Annotated in this window: 11 protein-coding genes; 7 read left to right on the top strand and 4 right to left on the bottom strand. The window is 46.4% G+C overall.

The annotated features are described in order from the left end of the window. Window positions 1-84: 84 nt before the first annotated feature. Entirely contained in the window at window positions 85-1,914 is a 1,830-nt protein-coding gene (locus V7M78_RS10910) for a sensor histidine kinase (protein ID WP_333649373.1), read from the bottom strand. Between the two features lie 193 nt (window positions 1,915-2,107). Here V7M78_RS10910 and V7M78_RS10905 point away from each other — a divergent pair, with 193 nt between their 5' ends. Continuing rightward, window positions 2,108-2,818 (top strand): LytR/AlgR family response regulator transcription factor, encoded by a 711-nt coding sequence (locus V7M78_RS10905; RefSeq protein WP_333649371.1) that lies wholly within the window; start codon window positions 2,108-2,110, stop codon window positions 2,816-2,818. 290 nt (window positions 2,819-3,108) lie between these two features. After that, window positions 3,109-3,186: a DUF4368 domain-containing protein gene (locus V7M78_RS10900; RefSeq protein WP_333649563.1), complete on the top strand. Its 78-nt coding sequence runs from the start codon at window positions 3,109-3,111 to the stop codon at window positions 3,184-3,186. A 178-nt stretch (window positions 3,187-3,364) separates the two neighbouring features. On the opposite strand, the gene V7M78_RS10895 is transcribed toward V7M78_RS10900, so the two are convergent. Beyond that, window positions 3,365-4,597 (bottom strand): sensor histidine kinase, encoded by a 1,233-nt coding sequence (locus V7M78_RS10895; RefSeq protein ID WP_333649369.1) that lies wholly within the window; start codon window positions 4,595-4,597, stop codon window positions 3,365-3,367. Continuing rightward, window positions 4,594-5,307, bottom strand: coding sequence for a response regulator transcription factor (locus tag V7M78_RS10890; RefSeq protein ID WP_333649367.1), 714 nt, complete (start codon window positions 5,305-5,307; stop codon window positions 4,594-4,596). The genes V7M78_RS10895 and V7M78_RS10890 overlap by 4 nt, the downstream gene beginning before the upstream one ends. A 156-nt stretch (window positions 5,308-5,463) precedes the next feature. On the opposite strand from V7M78_RS10890, the gene V7M78_RS10885 reads away from it, so the two are divergent. Genes V7M78_RS10885 through V7M78_RS10875 form a run of 3 tightly spaced genes read left to right on the top strand, consistent with a single transcriptional unit; the run spans window position 5,464 to window position 7,844 of the window. Further along, complete coding sequence (locus tag V7M78_RS10885; protein WP_333649365.1) at window positions 5,464-6,366, top strand: ABC transporter ATP-binding protein; 903 nt, start codon at window positions 5,464-5,466, stop codon at window positions 6,364-6,366. After that, the gene (locus tag V7M78_RS10880; protein WP_333649363.1) at window positions 6,363-7,112 is read left to right on the top strand and encodes an ABC transporter permease; all 750 of its coding nucleotides are present in this window, start codon (window positions 6,363-6,365) and stop codon (window positions 7,110-7,112) included. The genes V7M78_RS10885 and V7M78_RS10880 overlap by 4 nt, the downstream gene beginning before the upstream one ends. A 3-nt stretch (window positions 7,113-7,115) precedes the next feature. Beyond that, window positions 7,116-7,844 (top strand): ABC transporter permease, encoded by a 729-nt coding sequence (locus tag V7M78_RS10875; RefSeq protein WP_333649361.1) that lies wholly within the window; start codon window positions 7,116-7,118, stop codon window positions 7,842-7,844. Window positions 7,845-8,093: 249 nt separating this feature from the next. Here V7M78_RS10875 and V7M78_RS10870 read toward each other — a convergent pair whose 3' ends face one another. Next, complete coding sequence (locus V7M78_RS10870) at window positions 8,094-8,723, bottom strand: HDIG domain-containing metalloprotein (RefSeq protein ID WP_333649359.1); 630 nt, start codon at window positions 8,721-8,723, stop codon at window positions 8,094-8,096. A gap of 460 nt (window positions 8,724-9,183) precedes the next feature. Between V7M78_RS10870 and V7M78_RS10865 the strand changes: the two genes are divergently transcribed. Continuing rightward, entirely contained in the window at window positions 9,184-9,849 is a 666-nt protein-coding gene (locus tag V7M78_RS10865) for a response regulator transcription factor (RefSeq protein WP_333649357.1), read from the top strand. Further along, window positions 9,846-11,180 carry a sensor histidine kinase gene (locus V7M78_RS10860; protein ID WP_333649355.1) on the top strand — a complete coding sequence of 445 codons (1,335 nt, stop codon included), beginning with the start codon at window positions 9,846-9,848 and terminating at the stop codon, window positions 11,178-11,180. Before V7M78_RS10865 ends, V7M78_RS10860 begins: the two co-directional genes overlap by 4 nt. Window positions 11,181-11,215 lie beyond the last annotated feature (35 nt).

The raw sequence follows: 11,215 nt of genomic DNA, 5'->3' as shown, positions 1-11,215 counted from the left end.
TACAAAACTGGTAAAAAAAACGACGTAACTTGCAAGAAAAAAGCCTGACGCGGGAATGGCCGCTCCGTCAAGCTGATTTTTTGTCTATTTATCCTTTAGCGCCACTGTAATGGTAAAGGTGCCTTCATCATAATCCATGTCAACCAGCCCATCGTAGGTGTCTGCGATACGCCGGATTGTCCATAAACCGTAGCCGTGTCCGTCACCGCCTTTGGTGGTTTGAAGCTCACCGTTCTCGCTCTGGATATCTCCCGCCCTGCTGTTGACACAGGTGATGCTCAGGTATGGCTCCCGCCGAACCATTGACAAACGGATAAAGCGTTTTTCTTCATCGGGAATTGCTTCGCATGCTTCCAGTGAATTGTCTATCAGATTGGAAAGCAGACTGTACAAATCCGGATCAGCGATGTGCAAAGGCCCTGCTTTCAGGCTAAGTTCTACCGTTATGCCAAGGGCCTTCGCCCTTTGCATCAAGTTCCCTATCACTGCGTTTACAAGGAAATGATTATGGAAAACCGCTTGGGATACCGTCTCCGCCTGCCCGGAACAGCGTTCCAGATACCGCATCGCTTCCTCGTGACGCCCATCCGTCAGATAAGTGTGCAGGGCGGCAAGGTGATTTCCTATCTCATGCTTCAATCCTCCCACCTCTTTCAGATGGGATTTGATCTGCTCGTAGCTGTCCTTTGCCAGCCGGTTCTGCAAGGTCAGCATGGCGCTTTCCCGCTGTACTCGGTAGTATATTCTGAAAAACTGCCGGACATTGTAAACCAGCACGCATAGAATCAACAGGAAATAGGTGTCCCTGTAGGTGTACGGCACAACGCCATGCCGTGTGTAGAACACGGTAAAATTATACAGCATCGAGCCGTAGGCTACCATCAAAAAGGGCGCTGCCAGCAGCATCATACGATTATTCTTCAACGCCTCCAGCACCGCCAGTACGATGGTGTAGACAAGACCGGCCAGAAAAATATTGTTCACAGTAACCAGCTGCGGCAAGTTTACAATACCGGTAAGCTGGAGCAGGATTGCCGCCGCCGCGAATCCGTTGTGAAGAATGACGGCGGGCAGCATCCACTTTTTGTAATGTTCAAAGGAAAAATAAAAGTAGAGTGACAGCGGCGCCTGAAAGGTGAAGTAAAGCCCCAGGCTGAGTGTGGACACCCAAAATGGTGCAAAGAACTGGTATACAATGTATTCGGTACAGACGTAGTACAATGCCCAAATGACTGCGAACACACCGATGGCCAAATTCTGCGGCTGGGGAGAGCTGCCGTGAAGTGTCTGCACCAGCGTCAGTGCAATGATGCCAAGCCCAATCAGCAGGCACATCGCCATGAGAATGACCGAGCGCATCGAAAGGGAGAGCGCATAGGCTTCTAAAGATGGAATCGTCCCCATAAGGATGGGGCTGGTGCGCCCGGAATAAAGGGTGTAGGGAGATGTCAGTTCGATTTCCAGCATCTTATTCAAATAATCCTCCGGCAGCAGGAGCAGATGCAACGCCATACCAGGATTCTTTCCCGGCTCAAATGCCGAGTCGGTATGAAGCGGGCTGCCGTCCAGATACACATTGACGGCCTGATGGTTCGTGCGGATGAGGATGGCGGCTTCCTGCACCTCTTTGTCAAGCACCCGTCGCAAGGTCATGGTTTCATTGGGAGCAAGCAGGGGGCCGGTGCGCAACGTGGCAAGCTCCGCCTGATTAATCCCCTCCACAGAATACTGCCAGCTCTCGGATAGGTCAATGACCTCTTTCATCCGATACGGCTGGCGGTACCCTTTGAAATAGAAGCTTAAAAAAACAATAACAGCTGCGGCACTGAGCAGAAGCAGTGCGGTAAATACCACGCTGTCACGCTCCACCAATTGTGCTCTTTTCATAAAACCCTTTACAGGTGAATTCTTCATAGCCATAGCTCCTTCCCACAGCACTCATAACAGTAACATTCGTTATTCATCCATTATAATGCAAGTCTCTCAAATGTGAAGCGCAGATACAAAACTGGTTAAAAAAACAGCGTAGCCCGCGGCTTTTGACAAACAGGCTTCCGTAATCGGTCAAAAAATGGTATCATAATCATAGGAAAGGCGGTGAACCCCTATGTACGAAGTTGCCTTATGCGAAGATGAGAACGTCTTTTTTGAAGCACATAAAAAAATCTGCCAGAATATACTTGACAGGCTAAATATAGAATACCATATTTCCGGGTTCCGAAACAGCAATGATTTTCTGAAAGCCTTTATGGAAGAGGGAAAACGCTACGATCTGCTCCTTTTAGACATCCTCATGAACGGGACGGATGGCATGGCTCTGGCCCACAGGATAAGAAAATCAGATAGAGAGGCGACAATTATTTTCATCACCTCCAGCCCGGATTTTGCCCTGCAAGGCTATGATGTGGGTGCCCTGCACTATTTAATGAAGCCCCTTGACGGTAAAAAGCTGGAGCAGCTTATTCATGCGGATTACCATAGTCGATTTTCAAATCAGTTCTTTCTTTTTGAAACCCACGAAGGGAAGCGGCGCATAGCAATCAAGGATATCATCTGCCTTGAAACCGCAGGACGTCGTGTGGAGGTCACCGTGCGGGAGGGTTCCATCTATGTATCAGGCAAGCTCACCGACTTATTGAATGAACTCCCGAAGGAGCAGTTTACCCGCTGCCATCAGGCGTATGCCGTCAATATCCAAAGCATCCGAGAGCTTACAAAGCAGGATGCTATCGCCGTAAACGGGAAAGAAATCCCTGTTAGCCGCACCTATATGAAAGATGTACAGAGGGCATTTGTACGGCAGATGCGGAGTAATTGAAGTGGTTTGTCTCTGTTTGCATAAACCGCCTCTATAGCCCTGTTTTCCGCTATTTATACCAGTTAATCTGAGTAGTTCCAGGGGGCTGCAAAAAAAATTTTCCTTATTACTTTTTTAACATATATAAGTGCAAGATAACAACTTTCTGCTTTTGATATTCACGCACCAGCTTGACAACCCTCACCAGGCCTGCTGAAAAGCAGGAGTTACTTACCCTGTCCGGCAAGCTGGAGTAGGAAATCTCCGCTGGGAAGGACACCATTCTGAATACTGACCGCTTCACGGCTGTTGTGGATAGGTGCACCGATATTCAGGAATTGACTCCTGAAATTGTGCGGGAGTTTATCGAGAAGATTGGTGGTGCATGAGAAAACATCCTTATTAGCAGGAGGCATTATGCTTCCTCTTTTCTTTTTTAATTATATAGAGATTCTAACCCGAAAGGACGAAAGCAGCCGCTAAAAGGAGCAGATGTATAAATTCCACCGTTTCCGCACCTGAATATACAGCTTGTTTTCTTAATTTATCGCAATAAAATAATAAGGGCTATCGCTTGTCTCCCGCTTTCAGCCATACCGTACAACTGCAGCCGCCTTCCAGTATATTTCGAAAGCAGATTTGCCCCCCATGAACCTCCACAATGCGTTTCACGATGCGAAGGCCCAGCCCGCTGCCCGAAGATGTTTCATGCTTTGTGCCCTTGCGCAGCAGGGTCAGCTGTTCGTCCGTAAAGCCTGCCCCATTATCTTGAATAGTTAAATGGAACAGTTTTCTTTCAGCCCCCAGTTCTATTCGAATGGAACAGCCCTGTGGGTTATGGCGAATGCTGTTGCCAATCAGATTGCCTAACATACGAACCAGCAGTGCCCGGTCACCGTATGTCTGTAAAGCTGCGGCAGTTGGATGGATTTCCACCTCAATGGGATATTTTTCGTCAAGGTCTGCATTGAGAAAATTCGCCGCTGTTTCACGGACAAGGGCTGCCATTGATAAGCTTTCTTTTTTCAGGGGTTCCATTGCATATTCCAGCCGATTCACAAGATTTAAATCAGCAACCAGGGACCGCATTTCTTCACCTTTCTGACGGATAACCCCAGCCTGCTGCCGTTTCTTTTCCGGTATTTCACCATCATTTTCCAGGCTTGCAGCATAGCCAAGGACCATGGAGAGAGGTGTACGGATATCGTGAGAAACCCCTGCTATCCATTCAATCCGTGCGGCGTCCCGCTCTTTATAGCGGCGTCCGGACATCCATACGGATACGCCGAAAATAACAAGAAAATTGCACACCAGCGCAACCACAATCCAAACAGGCCAAAAATTAAGTTGATCCATGGACATTTCAACAGGGTTTTTCCATATCGAATCCTTGGGCGCACCCAGCACAAATAATCCATCCTCCACAGTCCACACCTTGACAGGATAATCGGTCAAATACCAGCGTGAGAACGCAGCAATATCAGAAAAGTTATACTGTTCCGGTACTTCCGGAGGTTTGTCATATGACCACAGGACCTCTCCGTTTGTATCAGAAATGAGCATGGCCCAATAATGATTTTCTGTTAGCTTGTCCGCTGCTTCTGCGGGAAGCAGATAGCCGCTGTTTGTATGCTCCAGCATCTCAGCGTACATGGAAACCTTTGGCTCTCTGCCCTTTCCCGAAAAGGAAATCACCGCATAAAAAAATAACCCAAGATTCACGATTATCCCCACTGCAAAAATGACTGCCAACAAGGCAGACAGCCACAGTGCACTGTATCTGATACCTTTGGATTTCACAGTTTCGCCTCCTTGAGCAGCCGATATCCCAGCCCCCGCACCGTAATGAGCCAGCAGGGATGGGAAGGATCGATCTCAATCTTTTCCCGCAGACGGCGCATATGTACCATCAGCGTGTTATCATATCCTATATTCTCCTCATTCCACGCCGCCATACACAGGCTGTCCACCGTTACGATGCGGCCCCGGTTTTCATTCAGCTTGGAAAGCAGTGCGTATTCCTTTGCGGTCAGCATCTTTTCACCGCCGTTTCCCATCACCGTGCCGCTGCCCATATCCACGGTCATCTCTCCAAGAAAGATTTTCTCCGTCACAGCAGGCTCCTCCACAGAATAGGTGCGGCGTAAAACAGCGCACAAGCGAAGTGTCAGTTCCTGAGGCAGAAATGGTTTTGTAATGTAATCATCTGCGCCAAGGCCCAGCCCCCGCAGACGAGCCTCATCCTCATCCCGGGCAGAAAGGAACAGCACCGGAATGTCTGCCTGCCGCCGCAGTTGAGAGAAGAGTGTAAAGCCGTCACCGTCCGGCAGCATCACATCCAGCAGCACCGCTTGGGGCATAAAATCCCGAGCAGTCCTTAGAGCTTCTGCCGCAGTGGAGGCCGTCCTGATCTGCACAAACCCTTCCTGCCGCAGCAAGATTTCCACCATGGCCAGAAGTTCCGGCTCGTCGTCCACCAAAAGCAGCCGTGTCTCGTGGATATTTTGCATTGCACCATCTCCTTTCCGTTTTTGTTCTTCTATTATAACCCTTTGTTGCCATAACATCTCGAAAAATTGAAAAATTTAAGGTAAAAGTAAGGCTGACGTCAGCGGCGTGTAAGGCGTGTACGGTATCCTGTGGGAGAAATAGAAAGGAGATCCGCTATGGACTATTGTATTACCACCGAGAATCTTACCAAGCGCTACGGGCAGGAAATTTCCGTAAACCATATCCATCTTAACGTTCCCACTGGGGCAGTATACGGTTTTCTTGGACCAAATGGCGCCGGAAAAACCACGACAATGAAAATGCTGCTAGGGCTTGTACATCCCACTGAAGGGAGTATTTCTGTACTGGGGCAGAAACTAAATGATAAAAACCGTTTGTCCATCCTGCGAAAGGTTGGTTCTCTCATCGAATCACCCAGCTATTACGGTCATCTTACGGCCCGGGAAAACCTGGAGATTGTGCGTTCACTGCGCAGCCTTCCCAAAGGAGAGATCGATGCGGCGCTGGACGCAGTGCGATTGACTGGAACAGGCAATAAACAGGTTGGGAAGTTTTCTCTTGGGATGAAGCAGCGTCTTGGGATTGCAGCCGCCTTGATGGGCAGGCCAAAGCTGATGATTCTGGATGAACCCACCAACGGTCTTGACCCTGCAGGGATACAGGAAATGAGAAAACTGGTTAAATCCTTGCCTGCCCAATACGGGATGACGGTGATGGTATCGAGTCATCTCCTATCTGAGATTGATCAAATTGCTGATCATGTAGGTGTCATCCGAAAGGGCAAACTCGTATTTCAAGATACACTTGCTGCCTTGCACGCCAAAAGCAGCTGCCACCTGGCGCTGCGCACCAGCAATAATGAAAAAGCCGCTGCACTTCTGCCAAAGGCAAAACATGCCGATGGATGGCTGATGCTGCCGCAGCCTACAGATGAAAAGGCCGCTGCGGTAAGCCTTTTGCTGGCACAGAATGAGATTGGAATTGTGCGTATGGAAGGGCGCGAAAAAAGCCTTGAAGATATCTTTTTGGAGATGACCGGAACGGAGGCTGTATTATGAACGTGTTGAAGCTTGAATTCTATAAGGCCCGGCGTAAGCGTTACTGGCTTATTGTTGGAGCTATCAGTGCTGTGCAGGCGCTGTGGCTGATCTGGGGCCTCAGAAACATGGATGCTTCCAAGCTTGCCGGAGGGTATCTGAACAGCTTGTATCAATTTGCTGTTTTAAATTCCATTGTGCTGCCCGTGATGATTTCAGTACTTGTCTCCAGAATGTGTGACATCGAACATAAGGGCAGCAATCTGAAAACATTGTTTACGATGCAGCCCCCCGGCAGTTTGTTCGATGCAAAATTTTTCTGTGCGGGCATTCACATTGCGGCAGTGGTTGGGCTGCAGATTGGGGTCATTTTGTTAGTGGGGCAGATCAAAGGCTTTGTTCCTCCCAGGCCGGATTCAGCCCTGATCTGGTATTTTGGCTCGCAGCTGCTATGCAGTCTGTTTCTGGTGCTGTTTCTGCAAATAATCGCATTGAGGCATATCAATCAGTTTATTCCAATGTCTGTAGGACTTATCACAGGTTTTCTCGGCTTGATGGCCATGTTCTTCCCGGAATGGGTCATGCGTCTGGTGCCCAGCGCTTATTATGGGCTGCTCTCTCCGGTGCATATGGACTGGAATCGGGCTGCCAGGACCGTGTCATACTATCAGGCTCCATTTCCGGTTATTGACGGTGCATTGCTCACCGCTGCCCTTGTGATTTTATATTGGTTTGGTCGAAAACAGTTTGTGAAAAGGGAGGTGTAAGCTATGTTGTTTGCTGTTGTAAAAACGGAAATCATAAAACTGCGCCGTGCACCGGTGTGGATAGCCTTTTTCACATTGCCGCTGCTGGCGTCTGTTATGGGAACATTCAACTATCTTCAGAACATCGGTATTCTTACGAAAGAATGGTATAGCCTGTGGACACAGCACACCATTTTTTCCAGCTTCTTCTTCCTGCCGTCGCTGATTGGTGTACTGTGCGCCTATCAATGGCGGCTGGAACATCGGGAAAACAATTGGAACAGCCTGCTGACTTTCCCGATTTCAGCTCAGACAATCTTCGATGGGAAGCTTATTGTTTCAGCAGGGCTGGTCATTTTGACGCAGCTGCTAACGGGCGTGCTCTTCATGATCTGCGGGAAATATGCCGGATTATCAGGGGAGGTGCCTTCCGACTTGCCCCACTGGCTTCTTCTTGGCGCGTTTGCGGGCATCTCCATCGCGTCAGTGCAATTGACTTTCTCTATGACCATTAAGAGCTTTGCCATCCCCGTGGGGATCTCGCTCATTGGCGGCATCATAGGACTTGCCATGGTAAATTCGGGTCGGGGACTTTTCTTTCCCTATTCCTTGCTGGCTCTTGGAATGGACGCCAATGGCATGGGATATCTAACCGTCCAGGACACTCTTCCATTTTTGGCTTCCTGTGTTGTGTTTACAGGATTGCCCATGGTCTTCGCCGTGCAGTGGCTGAAGAAGAAAGATGTCGCATAATTTTGCGCCAACATCTGAAAAAATAGAAGTATTTCGAAAAGAGTTTGATGAAACACGCCTGCCTTAGTGCAGTTGATTTGATTGCTGAAATCTTTTTTCCACCATTGCTTATAAAGAAACACATGGCTTCCACAAAGGAAAAGCTATGTGTTTCTTTATGAGCAATAGTCTGGTTGAAACTTTCATACAAAGGAAAACATGTGAAAAGAATCAGCCATATTCGATTTGTGGGAGTTCCATAAGTTCTAATTATTTTCTATATTTTTTCTCCATGGTTTCCAGTATCGAATGAAATCTGCTATATTCCTCCATAACCTTATTACGGTCAGCAGCCTTCCGTCCTAATCGGTCACAACGCCCTAATAAGGCTATATCATTCATATTAACACTTGAAACCAACCCTTTTTTATCGCTAAACGGGAGATCTTTTAAAATATAAAGCATATGCATATGATATTTAACCAACATACTTACCTTTACAATAAAATCTTGTTCAGATGTAACCGCCTCCAGAAATTCTTTTGCTAAGTCAGCTCCTACACTATCGTGATTGTAGGCAGTAATCTTTTCTCCTTTTATTCTGGTGGTATCTGGTTTCCCTATATCATGCAGCAAAGCCGCCCACATGAATGCCTTTGGATCACTGCTTTTTTCTCTCACTGCGGCAGCTTCATCCAATACCAGCATCGTATGATTCCAGACATTTCCCTCGGGATGGTGGATTTTTGATTGCTCTGTGGCCTTTAACCTCCCTAACATGGAAAAAGGCCTTTGCTTGAAACTCTCTAAATTAGATAACCAATTTAGATAATCAGAAGGTTTTTCGTTAAGCATCAAGTGTTCCGTTATTGTATTAAATAATTCACTTTCCATTTCCATAATTTCTTGTCCTCATTTTTTATTTTTAACACATTCTTCTATAATAAGTGATCGATATAGCTTCCTTGGTGCAATGCAGTATATATATTTATAAAAATATAAAGCATGTTCCTGCCATTATAAGTAATGCCCCAAATACCCTATTCTTACTTATTCTCCATAAGAAAACGTCAATATTAATACAATATTGGCGAACTGAAAAACCCGTGTTTACTGGGTTTTGGCATTTTAGGAGAAAAAATGGGCGGGCTTGATATTATTCATTTGAGCACATATAATAATGTCAGCAATGGAGGGATCTATATGGACTATATCATGCCTAAAAAGCTGCAAAAAATCGAGGTATTTCCCTGCCCGATAACCCCTCCGACGAACAAATAAAATCTGAACGAAAAAACTCTTAAAACTACAGGAAAAATACAGATTACTGTGTTATCATTTTTTGCGGAGGGAAGTATTTATGTCTATACGAATCTTGCTTGTCGATGATGACGAGCACATATGCAATACCGTCAAAACCTTTTTGTCCGAAGCAGGATATAAAGTAGATGCCTGCTTAGATGGGAACGAAGCCCATAGGAAATTCTACGAAAATATATATCAGCTTGTCATTCTCGATATTATGCTGCCCGGCATGGATGGGCATGAACTTTTGCGGGAATTTCGCAAGCTGAATAATACGCCTGTTCTGATGATGACTGCGCTTTCTGATGACAAAAATCAAGTCATGGCGTTTGACGCAGAAGCGGATGACTATGTGACGAAACCGTTTAAAATTCAGCTTTTGCTCAAACGTGTGGAGGCCCTGCTCCGGCGCAGCGGTGCACTGGCAAAAGAAGTCCGCTATGGTAATCTGACGCTCCTGCCGGAGAATTTTGCGGCAAGTTATAATGGTAAAGAACTTCCATTGACACGGAAAGAATTTGAACTTCTGTTGCTGCTGGTTCAAAGCAAAGGCCGGACGCTGTCTCACGAAATCATATTATCCCGGGTGTGGGGATATGACTTTGATGGCGACGGCAGTACCGTGCATACCCACATCAAAAATCTGCGGGCAAAGCTGCCGGAGAATATTATTAAGACAGTTCGTGGCGTGGGCTACCGGTTAGAGGGGAAATTTGAATGAAAAAACATGGAATTTTCATTAAGGTATTTACCTACACTGTAATTGCCATATTGCTGCTTGTCAGCGTGATGGCGGTATTGTTTTCGGGGCAATTTATGTTGTTCTACAGAACATTGCAGAACCGGGAAATAGTAGCTTCTTACCAACCTTTAATACGGCGGATTCAGACCAGCAAAAACAATGACATTGCTTCAATAGCACAACGCTTTCATGAAAACAACCAGTCGTTTGAGTTCCTCGTTGTGGATAATAACAGAAAACCCATATATACCACACCCAACGCAACTACATCAGACAATTTCAACGGTGACTTTTTCTATGTTGTGCATAATGATATGGACTTCTCCATTATTGCCCAAAACAGGACAGGGTTAGAATCTCTTTATCGTGATTTAGCTATTAGGGTATTTGCTGTATTCTCTGCAATGCTTGCGCTCAGCCTTTTTTGCGCATACATTTTTGCAAAGCAAATAACAAAACCAATCAAGCAGCTTGTAAATAGTGCCGGGAGAATGGCAAATCTCAAAGAGGTCCCTCCGCCGGAAGAACGTAAAGACGAGCTTGGTGTATTGGCTCATGACATTTATTTCATGTACGAAAAACTGAAAGAAACCATATCCCAATTGGAAGATGAAATCTTACGTGTGCGTGAGTTGGAAGAAACCCAGCGGTATTTCTTTTCAGCAGTCTCCCATGAGCTAAAAACGCCTATCGCGGCTACAAGTGTTTTGTTAGAAGGGATGCTTGAAAATATAGGTGATTACAAAGACCACCCTAAATATCTACGCGAATGTGTAAGAATGATGGACGTACAGGGCAAAACCATTTCTGAAATACTTGAAATCGTAAGCCTGAACAATGGGAAAATTACGCCTGTTCCTGAAAAACTAGACATCGGAGATATGGTTTTGGGTATGCTGCCTGATTATCAGCTTTTAGCGGAAGCAAACGACTTGCACATTATTACGGATATTCCTGCTGGGCTTAATTGCCTTATAGATCCAAAAATGTTCCAAAAGGCACTTTCCAATATCATATTAAATGCGGTTCAGAATACGCCTAAAGGGGGCCAGGTTCGGATATGGAGTGAACCGGCAGCAGAGCAATTTCGCCTTTGCATATTGAATACGGGAGCGAGGATTGACGATGGGGTTCTGCCGAAGCTGTTTGACCCATTCTACCGCACAGACCGGGCACGGAAAAGAGAAGGCGGCCGGAGCGGCTTAGGGCTGACCATCGTGCGGAAAACCCTGGAAGCCATGAACATCAATTTTGCTTTAGAAAATACTCCGGAGGGAATTCTATTTTGGATAGACTTGCCAAGAACATGAGCCACTATAAGGATAAAATGAATTAAAACGATCCA

Origin of the sequence: Lacrimispora sp. (assembly GCF_036758025.1) — a bacterium.
Classification (GTDB): Bacteria; Bacillota; Clostridia; order Lachnospirales; family Lachnospiraceae; genus Lacrimispora.
This window is presented reverse-complemented; position numbering and strand designations above follow the sequence as displayed.

Bases quoted from the DNA above. Each gene is read 5' to 3' on its own strand.
- V7M78_RS10890 (WP_333649367.1), bottom strand. From the start codon at position 5,307: ATGCAAAATATCCACGAGACACGGCTGCTTTTGGTGGACGACGAGCCG.
- V7M78_RS10865 (WP_333649357.1), top strand. From the start codon at position 9,184: ATGTCTATACGAATCTTGCTTGTCGATGATGACGAGCACATATGCAAT.
- V7M78_RS10870 (WP_333649359.1), bottom strand. From the start codon at position 8,723: ATGGAAATGGAAAGTGAATTATTTAATACAATAACGGAACACTTGATG.
- V7M78_RS10860 (WP_333649355.1), top strand. From the start codon at position 9,846: ATGAAAAAACATGGAATTTTCATTAAGGTATTTACCTACACTGTAATT.
- V7M78_RS10885 (WP_333649365.1), top strand. From the start codon at position 5,464: ATGGACTATTGTATTACCACCGAGAATCTTACCAAGCGCTACGGGCAG.
- V7M78_RS10905 (WP_333649371.1), top strand. From the start codon at position 2,108: ATGTACGAAGTTGCCTTATGCGAAGATGAGAACGTCTTTTTTGAAGCA.
- V7M78_RS10910 (WP_333649373.1), bottom strand. From the start codon at position 1,914: ATGAAGAATTCACCTGTAAAGGGTTTTATGAAAAGAGCACAATTGGTG.
- V7M78_RS10875 (WP_333649361.1), top strand. From the start codon at position 7,116: ATGTTGTTTGCTGTTGTAAAAACGGAAATCATAAAACTGCGCCGTGCA.
- V7M78_RS10880 (WP_333649363.1), top strand. From the start codon at position 6,363: ATGAACGTGTTGAAGCTTGAATTCTATAAGGCCCGGCGTAAGCGTTAC.